14 protein-coding genes and 1 pseudogene are annotated in these 16316 nt (G+C 63.5%); 4 read left to right on the top strand and 11 right to left on the bottom strand.

The features are described from left to right. The first annotated feature begins 272 nt into the window (after positions 1-272). Complete coding sequence (gene gdhA, locus AB7E35_RS09460; protein WP_428163453.1) at positions 273-1616, top strand: NADP-specific glutamate dehydrogenase; 1344 nt, start codon at positions 273-275, stop codon at positions 1614-1616. A 70-nt stretch (positions 1617-1686) separates the two neighbouring features. On the opposite strand, the gene AB7E35_RS09455 is transcribed toward gdhA, so the two are convergent. Further along, positions 1687-2376: an ABC transporter ATP-binding protein gene (locus tag AB7E35_RS09455; RefSeq protein ID WP_428163452.1), complete on the bottom strand. Its 690-nt coding sequence runs from the start codon at positions 2374-2376 to the stop codon at positions 1687-1689. A gap of 32 nt (positions 2377-2408) precedes the next feature. On the opposite strand from AB7E35_RS09455, the gene AB7E35_RS09450 reads away from it, so the two are divergent. Beyond that, on the top strand, positions 2409-2777 hold the full coding sequence (locus tag AB7E35_RS09450; RefSeq protein WP_428163451.1) for a hypothetical protein: 369 nt from the start codon (positions 2409-2411) through the stop codon (positions 2775-2777). A 199-nt stretch (positions 2778-2976) separates the two neighbouring features. Here AB7E35_RS09450 and glmM read toward each other — a convergent pair whose 3' ends face one another. The 4 genes from glmM to AB7E35_RS09430 form a co-directional block, all read right to left on the bottom strand. Continuing rightward, a complete protein-coding gene (gene glmM, locus AB7E35_RS09445; RefSeq protein WP_428163450.1) occupies positions 2977-4311 on the bottom strand; it encodes a phosphoglucosamine mutase in 1335 nt (444 codons plus the stop codon). A gap of 146 nt (positions 4312-4457) precedes the next feature. After that, positions 4458-5306 carry a dihydropteroate synthase gene (gene folP, locus AB7E35_RS09440; protein WP_428163449.1) on the bottom strand — a complete coding sequence of 283 codons (849 nt, stop codon included), beginning with the start codon at positions 5304-5306 and terminating at the stop codon, positions 4458-4460. Between the two features lie 64 nt (positions 5307-5370). Further along, complete coding sequence (ftsH, locus tag AB7E35_RS09435; RefSeq protein ID WP_428163448.1) at positions 5371-7290, bottom strand: ATP-dependent zinc metalloprotease FtsH; 1920 nt, start codon at positions 7288-7290, stop codon at positions 5371-5373. 151 nt (positions 7291-7441) lie between these two features. Continuing rightward, positions 7442-8104 carry an RlmE family RNA methyltransferase gene (locus tag AB7E35_RS09430; RefSeq protein WP_428163447.1) on the bottom strand — a complete coding sequence of 221 codons (663 nt, stop codon included), beginning with the start codon at positions 8102-8104 and terminating at the stop codon, positions 7442-7444. Between the two features lie 76 nt (positions 8105-8180). Between AB7E35_RS09430 and AB7E35_RS09425 the strand changes: the two genes are divergently transcribed. Beyond that, on the top strand, positions 8181-8654 hold the full coding sequence (locus AB7E35_RS09425) for a YhbY family RNA-binding protein (RefSeq protein WP_428163446.1): 474 nt from the start codon (positions 8181-8183) through the stop codon (positions 8652-8654). A gap of 4 nt (positions 8655-8658) precedes the next feature. Continuing rightward, positions 8659-9432 carry a glycosyltransferase gene (locus tag AB7E35_RS09420; RefSeq protein WP_428163445.1) on the top strand — a complete coding sequence of 258 codons (774 nt, stop codon included), beginning with the start codon at positions 8659-8661 and terminating at the stop codon, positions 9430-9432. A 43-nt stretch (positions 9433-9475) separates the two neighbouring features. Here the strand turns inward: AB7E35_RS09420 and AB7E35_RS09415 are convergent, their stop codons facing one another. From AB7E35_RS09415 to AB7E35_RS09390, 6 genes and pseudogenes are all read right to left on the bottom strand, one after another. After that, positions 9476-10369, bottom strand: a complete 894-nt coding sequence (locus AB7E35_RS09415) for a Kdo hydroxylase family protein (RefSeq protein ID WP_428163444.1) — start codon at positions 10367-10369, stop codon at positions 9476-9478. Between the two features lie 6 nt (positions 10370-10375). Then, a complete protein-coding gene (locus tag AB7E35_RS09410; RefSeq protein ID WP_428163443.1) occupies positions 10376-10789 on the bottom strand; it encodes a DUF4149 domain-containing protein in 414 nt (137 codons plus the stop codon). A gap of 13 nt (positions 10790-10802) precedes the next feature. Beyond that, entirely contained in the window at positions 10803-11279 is a 477-nt protein-coding gene (greA, locus tag AB7E35_RS09405; RefSeq protein WP_428163442.1) for a transcription elongation factor GreA, read from the bottom strand. A gap of 135 nt (positions 11280-11414) precedes the next feature. After that, positions 11415-14663 (bottom strand): carbamoyl-phosphate synthase large subunit, encoded by a 3249-nt coding sequence (gene carB, locus AB7E35_RS09400; protein WP_428163441.1) that lies wholly within the window; start codon positions 14661-14663, stop codon positions 11415-11417. Next, positions 14663-15850, bottom strand: coding sequence for a glutamine-hydrolyzing carbamoyl-phosphate synthase small subunit (gene carA / locus AB7E35_RS09395; RefSeq protein ID WP_428163440.1), 1188 nt, complete (start codon positions 15848-15850; stop codon positions 14663-14665). Before carA ends, carB begins: the two co-directional genes overlap by 1 nt. Before the next feature lie 206 nt (positions 15851-16056). Then, positions 16057-16188: pseudogene (locus AB7E35_RS09390) on the bottom strand (IS256 family transposase); the annotation flags it as partial. Positions 16189-16316 lie beyond the last annotated feature (128 nt).

The following is a 16316-nucleotide window of genomic DNA, read 5'->3' as shown; positions in this document are numbered from 1 at the left end:
CGGCCCTCCCGCGCCCCCTGCTGCAATCTGGAAGCATCAGCAGATCCCCCCCACTGCGTCCGCCGCGGCCTCATTGCGTCACCGCAGGCTGCGCACTCGTCGGCCACCGCACCAAAAGCAGGCAAGACCAGATCGCGTCACGGCGCATGCTGGAGAAAACCCAAATCAACTGCGGGGCATCCTGTCCAAAATGGTGCATAACCGCATGTCGTTTTGACATAATCTCATGTTGCATTGCTAAAAAATCTGTTTCCTTCAGTAGAAAGTCCCTTATGAAGTACCAAACCGTGGGTCAATTCCTTGAACAAGTTGCACAACGCAACCCCGGCCAGCCCGAGTTTTTGCAAGCCGTGACCGAGGTCATGGAAAGCCTGTGGCCGTTCATCGAAAAAAACCCGCGCTATGCCGAACAGGGGCTGCTGGATCGCCTGGTGGAACCTGAGCGGGTGGTGATGTTCCGCGTGTCCTGGTTTGACGACCACGGCAACGTGCACGTCAACCGCGGCTACCGCATCCAGCACAGCATGGCGATTGGCCCGTACAAGGGCGGCATCCGCTTCCATCCGTCCGTCACCCTGTCGGTGCTGAAGTTCCTGGCCTTCGAGCAGACGTTCAAGAACGCGCTGACCACGCTGCCCATGGGCGGCGGCAAGGGTGGCTCGGACTTTGACCCCAAGGGCAAAAGCCCGGCTGAAGTCATGCGCTTTTGCCAGGCCTTCGTGACCGAGCTGTTCCGCCACGTGGGCCCCGACACCGATGTGCCGGCTGGCGACATCGGCGTGGGTGGCCGCGAGGTCGGCTTCATGGCCGGCATGTACAAGAAACTGGCCAACAGCGCCGCCAGCGTGTTCACCGGCAAGGGACTGTCCTTCGGCGGCTCGCTGATCCGCCCCGAGGCCACGGGCTACGGCACGGTGTACTTTGCCGACGAGATGCTCAAGACCCGCGGCAAGTCGTTTGACGGCCTGCGCGTGTCGGTGTCGGGCTCGGGCAACGTGGCGCAGTACGCTGTCGAAAAGGCCATGCAGCTGGGCGCCAAGGTGGTCACTGTGTCGGATTCGAGCGGCACCATCATTGACGAAGACGGCTTCACCCCCGAAAAGCTCGCCATCCTGATGGACGTGAAGAACCACCACTATGGCCGCGTGAGCGACTACGCTGCCCGCACGGGCGTGAAGTTCGAGGCCGGCGTGCGCCCCTGGCATGTGCCGGTGGACATCGCCCTGCCCTGCGCCACGCAAAACGAGCTGGACGAGAACGACGCCAGGACGCTGATCAAAAACGGGGTGCTGTGCGTGGCCGAAGGCGCCAACATGCCCTCCACCATCGAAGCGGCCAAGGCTTTTGAAGCCGCGGGCGTGCTGTACGCCCCGGGCAAGGCCTCCAACGCCGGTGGCGTGGCCACCTCGGGCCTGGAGATGAGCCAGAACGCCATGCGCCTGTCGTGGACGCGCGAGGAAGTCGATGCCCGCCTGCTGATGATCATGCAAGGCATCCACGCCGCCTGCCTGAAGTACGGCAAGCGCGAAGACGGCACGGTGAGCTACATCGACGGCGCCAACGTCGCCGGTTTTGTGAAGGTGGCCGACGCCATGCTGGCGCAAGGCGTGGTCTGATCGAAGCGCTTGCCCACTGACTCGGGCTGGTGCGCTGGCCGATGCATCCGCTGATGCACCGGCGCGCTGATCAGCCCGATCCGCCCAGCACGATGGTGTGGCGCCAGGGCACTTCGCCCAGCGCGTCATGGTGCGCCACCACTACGGCCCGCCCCGGAGTGAGCGGTGAGTGTGCCTGGCGCTGCAATGCCTGCAGCAGGTAGGCGATAGACGCTTTGTCCAGGCCCGCCAACGGCTCATCCAGCAGGGTCAGCGGCGCGCCGCTGGCCAGCGCGGCGGCCATCAGCACCTTGCGCTGGCTGCCGGTCGATAGTTGCTGCAGTGGCTTGTGCAAATGCCCTGCCAGCCCCCAGCCCGCCACATGGTCGCGCCAGTCGTGCTGCGACCAATGTGCATGCATCGCGCGCTGCCCGTCCGCCCAGTCCCGGGCTGTCAAGTCATCGGGCCAGGGGCTACGCGGGTCGCGCCAAAACACCTGCGCGCGGTACTGATCGGGCCGGTCTGCCGCATCTATCCCCTGCAACAACAGTCGCCCCTGCTGCGGCGCCCATTCGCCCGCCAGCAGTCGCAACAAGCTGGTCTTGCCCGTGCCGTCGCCACCCTGAATGAGCGTGAGACCTGCGGGCACATCCGTACTCCAGTGGGTGAACAAAGGCTGCTGCTGCACATGGCCAAAGCAGATAGCCTGGGCCTGTAACACGGGGGCTGCTTGTATCGATGCTTCAATCGGCGTGGGGCGCACGGGTGTGGTTTTTTTCATGTGGCGGGTATCAGCGGGCCGGGGGTTTTGGCATGACACTGCATTTTCTGGATTTTGACTACAGCGAGGACGACGAGGGCACCGCCACCTGGGACGCCGTCGCCAGCGTGCCCGCTCACCGGCTGGCGCAGTTGCAAGACGAGGTGGCAGCCCTGCTGGCCTGGGCGCATGCCGAATTCAGCGCGCTGCGCGGCCCGGTCGAAGACGGCGGGTTGTGGGACTACGACCTGCAATGCGAACGCGACGGCCAGCCGCTGCTGGCCTTGTCTTTTGACGGGCGCACAGGCCAGCTGCACCCGCTGCCAGCCGTGCAGCCGCATGAATGGGTAACGCTGACTCTGTCCATCAGCGGCGCTGGCGCCTTTGCCGATGCCTTCTCAACGCGTTTTGGCATCGCCTGACGCGCTGTGCAGCCCTGGAACTACAGGAAGCCAAGGGGACTAAAAGGGTCGTCTCGCGCACAGCAGATCGGAGCTGACGAGACGCCCACAAATGGCTGGCGACAGACTGCTTGCGAGCGGCGCGGCTGGCGCGCGCTTCTCGGGTGCTGACACGGAGCGCCAGCACCTTCTTGCCGGAAGGCACTTGCCAGTGCGGCGGTCACCCTTCGCGGGCAGCCTCGGCCAGACGCTCGGCGCACCGGGTAGCCTGATCGGCATCGCGGGCCTCGACCATCACGCGCAGCAGGGGCTCGGTACCGCTGGCGCGTACCAGCACGCGGCCGTTGGCGCCCAGCTCGGCCTGCACGGCCTGGGTGGCTTCGGCCAGCAGCGTATTGGCCCTCCAGTCCTGCCCCGGCTTGAGGCGGACATTGAGCAGCACCTGCGGGAACAGCCGCACATCGGCCATCAGTTGCCCCAGCGTCTTTTCGCTGCGCACACAGGCCTGCAGCACTTGCAGCGCGCTGATGAGGCCGTCGCCCGTGGTGTGGCAGTCCAGCGCCAGCAGGTGGCCGGAGCTCTCGCCGCCCAGCAGCCAGCGCTGGTTCTGCAACTCTTCCAGAACGTAGCGGTCGCCCACTTTGGCACGCACGAACTTCACGCCGCGGCGCAGCAGCGCCTCTTCAATGGCCATATTGGTCATCAAGGTGCCCACCACGCCGGGCACGTGCTCGTCTCGCGCCAGGCGCTCGGACACCATCAGGTACAGCAGTTCGTCGCCGTTGTACAGGCGCCCGCTGGCGTCCACGATCTGTACACGGTCGGCGTCGCCGTCCAGGGCGATGCCGTAGTCGGCATGGTTGGCGCGCACGGCCCGCACCAGTGCTTCGGGGTGCGTGGCGCCCACTTCGTGATTGATGTTCAGACCATCGGGTGTGCACCCGATGGCGATGACCTCGGCCCCCAGCTCGTGGAACACCTTGGGCGCGATGTGATAGGCCGCGCCATTGGCCGCATCCACCACGATGCGCAGCCCGCGCAGCGTGAGGTTGTGCGCAAAGGTGCTCTTGCAAAACTCGATGTAGCGGCCCGCGGCATCATCGAGCCGGCGCGCCTTGCCCAGGGATGCCGAATCGGCCCACACAGGCGGCTGCTGCAGCGTGGCCTCCACCTCTTGCTCCCACTCGTCAGGCAGCTTGGTGCCCTGCGCGCTGAAGAACTTGATGCCGTTGTCGGGATAGGGGTTGTGGCTGGCGCTGATGACCACCCCCAGGCTGGCGCGCTGCGCCCGCGTGAGATAAGCCACCCCGGGCGTGGGCAGCGGCCCAAGCAGCACCACATCCACCCCGGCGGAGTTGAACCCGGACTCCAGCGCACTCTCCAGCATGTAGCCTGAAATACGCGTGTCCTTGCCTATCAGCACCGTGGGCCGGTCTTCCGTGCGGCGCAGCACGCGCCCTACCGCGTGGGCCAGGCTGAGGACAAAGTCAGGTGTGATGGGCGCCAGCCCCACCGTGCCGCGAATGCCGTCAGTGCCAAAGTATTTGCGGGTCATTGTTGTCCTTGATGCGCATGCAGCTATGATTTTTGCAGTCTATCAGCGGCCTGCACCGCGCGGCAGGGCGGCCTTGCCTTGTGGGTGACAGGTAACAGATAGCGAGTGAAGCGTCACCGGCGTGCGCCTGCCACTCAGCCTGCCGCTCAGCCTGCCGATTGCACGGCTGCCAGCACCTTCAGCGCCTGCACCGTCTCGCGCACGTCGTGCACGCGCACGATATGCGCACCGCGCTCCACCGCCATCAGCGCCGCGGCAACACTGCCGGCCACGCGCTGAACCGGTGGCGGCGGCTCGGGCGCATCGCCCTGCAGCACAGCACCTATGGATGATTTGCGCGACCAGCCCACCAGCAGGGGAAAGCCTGCCGCCGCCAATTCATGCTGGCGGGCCAGCAGGGCGAAGTTCTGCGCCACGGTTTTGCCAAAGCCGATACCGGGATCCAGCGCAATTTGCGCTTTCTTGACCCCCAGACCTTGCAGCTCAGATGTGGCGTGCTGCAAAAACGAGAGCACCTGAGGCACCACATCGCCCTGCATGGGCGCGCTTTGCATGGTCTGCGGGTCGCGGTGCATGTGCATCAGACACACGCCGCAGCGCCCATGGCGCGCCACCACCTGCGCGGCACCCGGCTGGCGCAGCGCCCAGATGTCGTTGATGATGTCCGCGCCCAGATCCAGCACGGCCTGCATGACTTCGGGCTTGTAGGTATCGACGGACACCGGTACGCCCAGGCCAGCGGCCTCGCGCACGAGCGGCACGACACGCGCCAGTTCCTCATCCAATGGCACTGCAGGGCTGCCGGGACGGGTGGACTCGCCGCCAATGTCCAGGATATCGACGCCGTCCCTGAGCAGTTGCTCGCAGTGGCGCAGCGCAGCAGCAGTGCTGGCGTGCTGGCCGCCGTCAGAAAAGGAGTCAGGGGTGACATTGACGATGCCCATGACCTGCGGGCGTGTCAGATCGACATCAAAACGTGAGGTTTGCCAAATCATGGGCGGTACAAACACAAAGAAAACGGGGCACAAGGCCCCGTGAAAAACAGAGGGAGAACCGACTTCAGGCCACCGTCGGCGCCGCGTCTGGCTTAACGGCGGGTGCGCCGCCACTGGTGCCGTCGCCACCGGACGATGGCGTGCGGGGCGTCCAGTCCTTGGGAGGACGCGGAGCCTTGCCTGCCATGATGTCGTCGAGCTGCTCGGCGTCAATGGTTTCCCATTCCAGCATCGCGTTGGCCATGGCGTGCATCTTGTCCTGGTTTTCCTCGATCAGGCGGCGTGCCAGGGCGTACTGCTCGTCGATGATGCGCCGGACTTCAGCATCCACCTTCTCCATGGTCTGTTCACTCATGTTGGTGGTCTTGGTGACCGAGCGGCCCAGAAACACTTCGCCCTCGTTTTCGGCATAAACCATCGGGCCCAGCGCCTCGGTCATGCCGTAGCGTGTAACCATGTCTCGCGCGATGTGCGTGGCACGCTCGAAGTCGTTGCTGGCGCCAGTGGTCATCTGGTGCATGAACACTTCTTCGGCAATGCGGCCACCGAACAGCATGGCAATCTGGTTGAGCATGTACTCCTTGTCGTAGGAGTAGCGGTCTTTCTCTGGCAGGCTCATGGTCACACCCAACGCGCGGCCCCGGGGAATGATGGTGACCTTGTGCACCGGGTCGCACTTGGGCAGCAGCTTGCCGATCAGCGCGTGGCCAGCCTCATGGTAGGCGGTGTTGCGGCGCTCTTCCTCGGGCATGACCATGCTCTTGCGCTCGGGGCCCATGATGATCTTGTCCTTGGCCTTCTCGAAGTCCTGCATCTCGACGGTACGCGCATTGCGACGCGCAGCCATCAGCGCGGCTTCGTTGCACAGGTTGGCCAGGTCGGCACCAGACATGCCGGGCGTGCCGCGCGCGATGATGGCGGGGTTCACGTCCTGGCCCACCGGGATCTTGCGCATATGCACGTTCAGGATCTGCTCGCGGCCGCGGATGTCGGGCAGCGTCACATACACCTGGCGGTCAAAGCGGCCGGGGCGCAGCAGGGCGGCGTCCAGAATGTCGGGGCGGTTGGTGGCAGCCACCACGATCACGCCCAGGTTGGTCTCAAAGCCATCCATCTCGACCAGCATCTGGTTGAGGGTCTGCTCGCGCTCGTCGTTGCCGCCGCCCAGGCCGGCGCCACGCTGACGGCCCACGGCGTCAATTTCGTCGATGAAGATGATGCAGGGGGCGTTCTTCTTCGCGTTCTCGAACATGTCGCGTACGCGGGCCGCGCCCACGCCGACAAACATCTCGACAAAGTCCGAGCCCGAGATACTGAAGAACGGCACCTTGGCCTCGCCAGCAATCGATTTGGCCAGCAGCGTCTTGCCGGTACCCGGGGGGCCCACCAGCAGCAAACCGCGCGGAATGCGGCCGCCCAGCTTCTGGAACTTTTGCGGATCTTTCAGAAAATCGACAACTTCCTTCACCTCTTCCTTGGCCTCATCGCAGCCAGCCACATCGGCAAAGGTGACGGTGTTGTTGTTCTCGTCAAGCATGCGCGCCTTGCTCTTGCCGAAGCTGAAGGCGCCGCCCTTGCCGCCACCCTGCATCTGGCGCATGAAGTACACCCACACGCCAATCAGCAGCAGCATGGGGCCCCAGCTGACCAGCAAGGTCATCAGCAGCGAGCCTTCTTCGCGCGGCTTCACATCGAACTTGACGTTGTTGTTGATCAGGTCGCCCACCAGACCGCGGTCGAGGTAGGTAGCCGTGGTGCGGATGCGCCGGTCATCGTTGGTGATGGCCACGATCTCGGTGCCGCCCTGACCTTCCTGGATGGTGGCGCTCTTGATGCGGCTGTTGCGCACCTCTTCCAGGAATTCCGAATAGCCGACGGTTCCGGCGCCAATGCCCGCCCGGGTGTCAAACTGTTTGAACACCGTAAAGAGCACCATGGCGATAACCAGCCAGACGGCAACTTTTGAAAACCACTGATTGTTCAAGCGGAGCTCCAGATTCAGAAGTAGGTAAACGGCCACGACAGTGTCATGGAAGCGTCCTAATGCATGTACGGCGCATTTTAGGCGTTTCAACCACTGGGCGACTCTTGTTAACCCCGGCGCCATTCATGGTCAACGGCGTGACAGCGCACATTCAACCCGATTTCTTAAGCCCGATACCCACCAAAAAGGTTTCGGATGACTTATCGCGCGACGCCTTGGGTTTGACGGGTTTGACCAAGCGGAAGGTGTCCTTGAACAACTGCACCAGTTGGGCATAGCCGCTGCCATGGAACAGCTTGACGACCAGCGCGCCCTCCGGTTTGAGATGGTGCACCGCGAAGTCAACGGCCAGCTCGATCAGATGGGCAATGCGCACGGCATCCACCGACTCCACGCCCGATAGATTGGGCGCCATGTCGGACACCACGACATCTACCGGCTTACCCTGCAGCGCCTGCTGCAGGCGCGCCAACACCTCTTCTTCACGAAAATCCCCCTGCAGGAACAACACGCCCTCGATGGGCTCCATGGGCAGCAGATCCAGCGCGATGATGGTGCCGTTGAGCTGCCCCACAGCAGCACCGCCCGGCGATAGGCGTCGGCGCACATACTGGCTCCAGGCACCGGGCGATGAGCCCAGATCCACCACGGTATGGCCGGGCTTGATCAGCCCAAGCTGCTCGTCGATCTCCTTGAGCTTGTAGGCAGCGCGCGCGCGATAGCCTTCTTTTTGGGCGAGCTTCACGTAAGGGTCGTTGACGTGGTCATTGAGCCACGCCTTGTTCACCTTTTTGCTTTTAGTCTGGACTTTCATCAGGGTTGGGTGTGGTCACCACGTAGCGAAGTCAGCAGTATGACGGGCCTTTGCCGGGCGTTGAGATAATGGGGGCATGCCTCAAATTCAATTGACCCCCGCCGAGCGCCGGGAACACCGCGCCGATGCCCACCACCTGGACCCCGTGGTCCTGATCGGGGGGGATGGGCTCACGCCCGCCGTTCAAAAGGAAGTTGACGCCGCCCTGAACGCGCATGGCCTGATCAAGGTGCGGGTGTTCAGCGACGACCGCGCAGCGCGCGAGCAGATGTATCAGCAACTGACCGACGCCTTGAACGCTGCGCCCATCCAGCATATCGGCAAGCTGCTGGTGCTGTGGCGGCCTATTCCCGCGAAGGAAAAAGCCATCGACGAAGACCGCATGCCCGGGCCGCGGGACGTGAAGGTGCTCAAGTTCAGCAAGCGCGGCGGCCAGCGCCCCGAGGTCAAGCAACTGCGCGTTCTGGGCAACCAGCGCCTGACGGCGGGTGGCCAGATCAAGCGCGCCAAGCCCAAGATGACGTCCGTCAAGAAACGCCAGTCTGATTGATGCCATGACCGGACCGCAACCGTCCGCACCGGCGGGCCAGCGCCACATTCTGAGCATGAAATGGGGAACCAAATACGGCCCCGAATATGTCAATCGGCTCTACGCCATGGTGCGCCGCCATCTGAGCGGAGATTTCAACTTTGTGTGCCTCACCGACGACGCAGCGGGCATACGCCCCGAGGTGCAATGCCTGCCCATTGCGCCCCTGAACCTGCAACTGGCGCCCGGCCAGCGTGATGGTGCCTGGAAAAAGCTCACCACCTTCGAGTCCGATCTGCACGGCCTGCGCGGCACCGCGCTGTTTCTGGATCTTGACGTGGTGATCGTGGGCGGGCTGGACGCTTTTTTTGAGCAGCCGGGCGAATTTCTCATCATCCACGACTACCGCCGCTTCTGGCGCTTTGGCCGACGCATCACGGGCAACTCATCGGTTTACCGGTTTGAACTGGGCGCGCATGCCGATGTGCTGGCGTACTTTCGCACGCACATGGATGAAGTGCAGGCCCGCTACCGCAACGAACAGGCATTCCTGTCCAGCTTCTTGCATGCACAGGGAAAGCTGGCCTACTGGCCAGAAGGCTGGTGCCCCAGTTTCAAGTACCACGGCATCCCCACCTGGCCCAGCAACTACTGGCGCGAACCCTTCGTGCCGCAAGGCGCACGCATCATGGTTTTTCATGGTGAATGCAATCCGCCCGATGCGCTGGCAGGCCGGCGCAACCGGCGTTTTCATTTCATCCGGCCGGCAAGCTGGGTAGCCCGCCACTGGCACGAATAGCAGCTAAAAAATGGCCAGGAAGACGGCCAGAAAAGCCCGGGGGTCAGGCGCCCTGCTGCGGGGGCACGCCGTGCAGGGGCCGCCCCACCAGCCGGGTGAGGATGGCCAGCGGACTTGCGTCCTTGTCGTAGGCATGGGCAGCGGGCAGGTGCAGGGTCTGCTCCAGCATGTACTGCCCCGACATGACCGCGTGCGTGGCCTGATCCGAGAAGCACACCCACACCGACCCCGCGGGAAACGGAACCGTCTCCTGCGGGCTGTTGTGCTGGTAATCCATGTCACGCTTCATGCCGTCGTGCAACTGCAGCATCAGGTGGTCGTACTCGCTGCGAAAGGACTTGGTCACATGCAGCGCCTGCAGCACCTTGGCCTGCCAGGCCGAATAGGGCTTGGCCCGGGGCAGGAACTTGCGCGCCACGGTCTCGAAAGGCTCGCCCACGCGCCAGACACGCGGCATGCCCTCGGGATTGACGTTGGCAAACACACGCAGGATGCGCTCGCCGTAGTTGGGGCGCGACGGAAACGCATCCACATGCAGCCGCCGGTCATCGGCGCGCCACGATTGCTGGCGGTTTTCCACCTGCATCGGCCGGTAGCTGGTGGGTGCCAGCCGCAGCGCGGATGTGTAGTGCGGCAGCAGCGTGCCGATCAGGCCCAGCGCCTGCTCGCGAAAGCGCGTGATCATGGCCGCCAGCGCGGCCTGAGTGGCGGCGTCGCCCATGGCGCCCTTGAGGCTGCCATCGACATTCAGACTGATGTTGCGCACGCCAGGGTCGCGTATGTCGGGCCGCAGCAAGGCGCGCTCGCCCGGCTGGAGATCAAAGCCAAGCCGTGGAAAGAACAGCACCTTGCCGCCTTCCAGCGCCGCGCGCCAGGCATCGCTGCCCTGCACGGCTTGCCAGTCATTGGCCTCGATACGGATGACTTGGGATTGCATGCGTGATCACCTCTCTTGCCTTGCCGTGTTCCACAAAGTGATGCCTGCGCACAGCCACTGCAGCGCATACATCACGCTACCCAGGCTGTGCCACAGCTTCAGGTTCTGCCGCGCCACGATGCGCGGCGCCACGCCATATTGCACCAGCAGTGCCAGCAGCGTGCCGCTGATGATAAAAATCATAGCTGCCCGCGCCCATTCTTCGGGGCTTTGAGCGTGTTTTTGCCTGGATAGCGCCAAAAGCAAAACGCCACACACGACGGAAACATGGGTCTGCGCCTCAAATAATCGGGCGGCCATGTTGCCTGCCATCGCCGGTGTCGGCAAATGTGCAAACAGCATCGGCACCGCCAAAAAGCCGATGGCGGAGAGACTTCCCCACCACAGGGCGGCCACCAGCACGGGCAGGCGTTCTCGCATGGTGTGCAGCCCCTCAGACGTAACTGACGGTCACCACTTCATAGCGGCGCACGCCGCCCGGCGCCTGCACCTCGGCGGTGTCACCCTCTTCCTTGCCGATCAGCGCGCGGGCGATGGGGCTGGAGACGTTGATCAGGCCGTGCTTGAGATCCGCCTCGTCTTCGCCCACGATCTGGTACGTGACGGCGTCACCCGTGTCTTCGTCCTCGAGCTGCACCGTGGCCCCAAAGACCACGCGGCCGCCCGCATCCAGCGCGGCGGGGTCGATGATCTGGGCCGCCGACAGCTTGCCCTCGATCTCCATGATGCGGCCTTCGATGAAGCCCTGGCGATCCTTGGCCGCGTCGTATTCGGCGTTCTCGCTCAGGTCGCCCTGGGCCCGCGCCTCGGCAATGGCGTTGATCACTGCGGGACGATCGATGGTCTTGAGCCGATGCAGCTCTGCCTTCAGTTTCTCGGCGCCGCGCTTGGTGATGGGAATGGTTGCCATGAATCAGTCTCCAGATTCCAAATTCAAGATGCAAAAAGCAAACCGCCGCACGTTGCCGCGCGGCGGTCTCATTAATCAGGGGCGAATTATGCCGCGTTTGCCGCGGCGGTCACCCGCCAAACCCCGCTGCGCCGCTCAGGCAGTGGCCAGGCGCGCATGCAGCTCCTGCACCGAATACACGTCGAGGTTTTCGAGGTGCTTCATACCTTCCACGGCTGCCTCTGCGCCGAAGATGGTGGTGAAGGTGGTCACACGTGCCAGCAGTGAGCTGGTGCGGATGGCGCGCGAGTCGGCAATCGCGTTGCGGCGCTCTTCCACCGTGTTGATGACCATGGCGATCTCGTCGTTCTTGATCATGTCCACGATGTGCGGGCGGCCTTCCGTCACCTTGTTGACCACCGCGACTGGCACGCCCGCCTCGGCAATCGCGGCGGCCGTGCCCTTGGTCGCCAGCAGGTCGAAGCCCATCGCCACCAGGTCGCGGGCAATCGCCACGGCGCGCGCCTTGTCGCTGTTTTTCACCGTGAGGAACACCTTGCCGGACGTCGGCAGCTTGGTGCCTGCGCCCAGCTGGCTCTTGACGAAAGCCTCGCCGAAGGTCTTGCCCACGCCCATCACTTCGCCGGTGGACTTCATCTCGGGGCCCAGGATGGTGTCCACGCCTGGGAACTTGACGAAGGGGAACACGGCCTCTTTCACGCTGAAGTACGGCGGCGTCACTTCCTTGGTAACGCCTTGCGCGGCCAGCGTCTGGCCAGCCATGCAGCGTGCTGCCACCTTGGCCAGCTGGATGCCCGTGGCCTTGCTGACGAAAGGCACCGTGCGCGAGGCGCGCGGATTCACCTCCAGCACGTAGATGATGTCCTGGCCGTCCTGCTCCTGGATGGCGAACTGCACGTTCATCAGACCGACGACGTTCAGCCCTTCGGCCATGGCGGCGGTCTGGCGCTTGATCTCGTCCACCGTGGCCTTTGACAGGTAGTACGGCGGCAGCGAGCAGGCCGAGTCGCCCGAGTGCACGCCGGCCTGCTCGATGTGCTCCATTACGCCACCGATGAACACGGCGCCGGAGCTGTCGCGCACGCAGTCCACGTCGCACTCGATGGCGTTGGACAGGAAACGGTCCAGCAGCACAGGCGAGTCATTGCTCACCTTGACAGCCTCGCGCATGTAGCGCTCCAGGTCGCGCTGCTCGTGCACGATTTCCATGGCACGGCCGCCCAGCACGTAGCTGGGGCGCACCACCAAGGGGTAGCCCAGGGCGGCGGCCTTTTCCAACGCCTCGGCCTCGGTGCGGGCGGTGGCGTTGGGCGGCTGGCGCAGGCCCAGGTCGCCCAGCAGCTTCTGGAAGCGCTCGCGATCTTCGGCGGCATCGATCATGTCGGGGCTGGTGCCGATGATGGGCACGCCCGCAGCCTCCAGACCCAGCGCCAGTTTCAAAGGCGTCTGGCCGCCGTATTGCACGATCACGCCCGCGGGCTTTTCCTTGTCCACGATCTCCAGCACATCTTCCAGCGTGACCGGCTCGAAATACAGGCGATCCGACGTGTCGTAGTCGGTGGACACCGTCTCGGGGTTGCAGTTGACCATGATGGTCTCGTAACCATCCTCGCGCATGGCGAGCGCCGCGTGCACGCAGCAATAGTCGAACTCGATGCCCTGGCCGATGCGGTTGGGGCCCCCACCCAGCACCATGATTTTCTTTTTGTCGCTCGGCTCGGCCTCGCATTCGTCCTCGTAGGTCGAATACATGTAGGCAGTGTTGGTCGCGAACTCGGCGGCGCAGGTGTCCACGCGCTTGTAGACAGGGCGCACGCCCTGGGCATGGCGCGCCTCGCGCACGGCCTTCTCGCTGGTTTTGAGCAACTTGGCCAGACGCCGGTCGGAGAAGCCCTTTTGCTTGAGCACGCGCAGCGTCTGGGCGTCGATAGCCGCCAGAGCGCCCTCGCCTTTTTCGGCCGTCAGCTGATCCAGCTCCAGCTCGATCTTGACGATCTCTTCGATCTGCACCAGGAACCACTTGTCTATTTTTGTGAGGTCATGCACCTCGTCCACCGACAGGCCCATGGCGAAAGCATCGCCCACGTACCAGATGCGCTCGGGGCCCGGCTCGCCCAGTTCCTTCTCGAGCAGCTCCCGGTCCTGGGTCTTTTCGTTCATGCCGTCCACGCCCACTTCCAGGCCGCGCAGGGCTTTCTGGAAGGATTCCTGGAAGGTGCGGCCCATGGCCATAACCTCGCCCACACTCTTCATCTGCGTGGTCAGGCGCGAGTCCGCCGTAGGGAATTTCTCGAAGGCAAAGCGCGGGATCTTGGTGACCACATAGTCGATCGAAGGCTCGAACGACGCAGGCGTGGCGCCGCCGGTGATTTCGTTCTTGAGCTCATCCAGCGTGTAGCCCACCGCCAGCTTGGCTGCGACCTTGGCAATCGGGAAGCCCGTGGCCTTGGAAGCCAGCGCCGACGAACGCGACACGCGCGGGTTCATTTCGATGACGATCATGCGGCCGTCCTTCGGGTTCACCGAGAACTGCACGTTGGAGCCGCCCGTGTCCACACCGATCTCACGCAGCACCGCCAGGCTGGCGTTGCGCATGATCTGGTATTCCTTGTCGGTCAGCGTCTGCGCCGGCGCCACGGTGATCGAGTCACCCGTGTGCACACCCATGGGGTCGAGGTTCTCGATGGAGCAGATGATGATGCAGTTGTCCGCCTTGTCGCGCACCACTTCCATCTCGTACTCTTTCCAGCCCAGCAGCGACTCTTCGATCAGCAGCTCGTTGGTGGGCGAAGCCTCCAGACCGCGCTTGCAGATGGTCTCAAACTCTTCCGGGTTGTAGGCAATGCCACCGCCCGTGCCACCCAGCGTGAAGCTGGGGCGGATGACGGTGGGGAAACCCACGATCCTCTGCACTGCCCAGGCTTCGTCCATGCTGTGGGCGATGCCGGAGCGCGCAGAGCCCAGGCCGATGCGGGTCATCGCGTCCTTGAACTTCAGGCGGTCTTCTGCCTTGTCGATGGCTTCGGGCGTAGCGCCGATCAGCTCGACCTTGTATTTGTGCAAAACCCCGTTGCGCCACAGATCCAGCGCGCAGTTCAGCGCAGTCTGGCCGCCCATGGTCGGCAGGATGGCGTCAGGACGCTCCTTGGCGATGATCTTCTCGACCGTCTGCCAGGTAATCGGTTCGATGTAGGTGACGTCGGCCGTGGCCGGGTCGGTCATGATCGTGGCGGGGTTGCTGTTGATCAGGATGACCTTGTAGCCCTCCTCGCGCAGCGCCTTGCAGGCCTGCACGCCCGAGTAATCGAACTCGCATGCCTGACCGATGATGATCGGGCCGGCGCCGATGATGAGGATGCTTTTGATGTCTGTGCGCTTTGGCATTACTTCTTCTCCTGGGCCGTGGCCATCAATGCCGTGAAGCGGTCGAACAGGTAGGCAATGTCGTGCGGACCAGGCGACGCCTCGGGGTGGCCCTGGAAGCAAAACGCCGGCTTGTCCTTGTGCTCCAGCCCCTGCAGCGTTCCATCAAACAGGCTGACGTGCGTAGCGCGCAGCGCAGCGGGCAACGTGGCCATGTCCACCGCAAAACCGTGGTTCTGACTGGTGATGCTGACGCGGCCGCTTTCCAGCTCTTTCACCGGATGGTTGGCACCGTGGTGACTGTTGTCCATCTTGAAGGTCTTGGCACCGCAAGCCAGGGCCATGATCTGATGCCCCAGGCAGATGCCGAAGGTAGGCAGGCCGCTGTCGATGATCTGTTTGACCGCAGCAATCGCGTAGTCACAAGCCGCAGGGTCACCAGGGCCGTTGGACAGGAAAACGCCGTCAGGATTCATGGCCAGCACCTGTGCCGCCGGCGTCTGCGCGGGCACCACGGTGAGCTTGCAGCCGCGCTCGGCCAACATGCGCAGGATGTTCAGCTTCACGCCGAAGTCGTACGCCACCACGTGAAAACGCGGCGCCGCCTGCGTGCCGTAACCCTCGCCCAGCTTCCATTCGGTCTGGCTCCAGGGGTAGGGCTCGCGCGTGGTCACTACTTTGGCAAGATCCAGACCCTTCATGTCCGGCGCGGCCTTGGCGGCAGCCAAGGCTTCGTCGATGCGCGCCTGCGTCACTGCTTCGCCAGCCGCAAGGCCCACGATGGCACCGTTTTGCGCGCCCTTGGTGCGCAGCAGACGCGTGAGCTTGCGGGTGTCGATGTTGGCGATGGCCACAGTCTTCGAGCGCACGAGGTACTCGGACAGGGTCTCTGTCATGCGGAAATTGCTGGCCAGAAGCGGCAGATCTTTGATGACGAGGCCTGCGGCATGGATCTTGTCGGCCTCGACATCCTCGTTGTTGACTCCATAGTTGCCAATGTGCGGATACGTCAGGGTGACGATCTGCTGGCAGTAACTGGGGTCGGTGAGAATTTCTTGGTAGCCGGTGATGGCGGTGTTGAATACCACCTCACCGACCGTGGCGCCCACCTCTGCGGATGAAGCACCAATCGAGTTACCGATAAAGACCGTGCCGTCTGCAAGCGCCAAGATGGCGGGGGGGAAGGTTCCCTTGAGAGACAAAAGCACTGGGTTCTCCGATGGTTACGGGTCGCCCGGGAGCCCACGAGACAAATCGTCCGGGGACTGCTGCTTGTTAAGGATTGCTTTGAATGCGACCGGGCGACTTTTTTGCGGGAAAGCCCTGCATTGTAGCGCGAGAGTCACAAAGACACAGGCCCCACAGCGAACCACCGCTAGGGCGTGTCCGAATTTTTGTGTAAACGGTACGGGCTTCAGTTGACGGAGATGCGATCTCCAAACTGAATGGTAAAACGGGTCAGCGCAGCCTTCCAATCCCGGATGGGCATGGTCCACTTCTGGCTGATGTTTCGCAGGGCCAGATAGAACAGCTTGGTCAGCGCCTCGTGAATCGCCCAGGGTTTTGTAGACAGTCAAGAGCCTCCTATTTCCTGTCCAATAGGAGCCCGTATGAGCAGTCAACGTTACCCCGAAGAATTCAAGACCGAGGCGGTCAAACAAATCCTTGACCACG

The sequence above is a fragment of the Diaphorobacter sp. genome, assembly GCF_050251835.1.
Lineage (GTDB): Bacteria > Pseudomonadota > Gammaproteobacteria > Burkholderiales > Burkholderiaceae_C > JBFXIE01.
This window is presented reverse-complemented; position numbering and strand designations above follow the sequence as displayed.

Excerpts from the sequence above, each read along its gene's own strand:
- glmM (WP_428163450.1), bottom strand. The coding sequence starts at position 4,311 with ATGACCCGCAAATACTTTGGCACTGACGGCATTCGCGGCACGGTGGGG.
- AB7E35_RS09430 (WP_428163447.1), bottom strand. The coding sequence starts at position 8,104 with ATGAAAGTCCAGACTAAAAGCAAAAAGGTGAACAAGGCGTGGCTCAAT.
- AB7E35_RS09420 (WP_428163445.1), top strand. The coding sequence starts at position 8,659 with ATGACCGGACCGCAACCGTCCGCACCGGCGGGCCAGCGCCACATTCTG.
- gdhA (WP_428163453.1), top strand. The coding sequence starts at position 273 with ATGAAGTACCAAACCGTGGGTCAATTCCTTGAACAAGTTGCACAACGC.
- greA (WP_428163442.1), bottom strand. The coding sequence starts at position 11,279 with ATGGCAACCATTCCCATCACCAAGCGCGGCGCCGAGAAACTGAAGGCA.
- AB7E35_RS09415 (WP_428163444.1), bottom strand. The coding sequence starts at position 10,369 with ATGCAATCCCAAGTCATCCGTATCGAGGCCAATGACTGGCAAGCCGTG.
- AB7E35_RS09425 (WP_428163446.1), top strand. The coding sequence starts at position 8,181 with ATGCCTCAAATTCAATTGACCCCCGCCGAGCGCCGGGAACACCGCGCC.
- AB7E35_RS09450 (WP_428163451.1), top strand. The coding sequence starts at position 2,409 with ATGACACTGCATTTTCTGGATTTTGACTACAGCGAGGACGACGAGGGC.
- carB (WP_428163441.1), bottom strand. The coding sequence starts at position 14,663 with ATGCCAAAGCGCACAGACATCAAAAGCATCCTCATCATCGGCGCCGGC.
- AB7E35_RS09410 (WP_428163443.1), bottom strand. The coding sequence starts at position 10,789 with ATGCGAGAACGCCTGCCCGTGCTGGTGGCCGCCCTGTGGTGGGGAAGT.
- folP (WP_428163449.1), bottom strand. The coding sequence starts at position 5,306 with ATGATTTGGCAAACCTCACGTTTTGATGTCGATCTGACACGCCCGCAG.
- AB7E35_RS09455 (WP_428163452.1), bottom strand. The coding sequence starts at position 2,376 with ATGAAAAAAACCACACCCGTGCGCCCCACGCCGATTGAAGCATCGATA.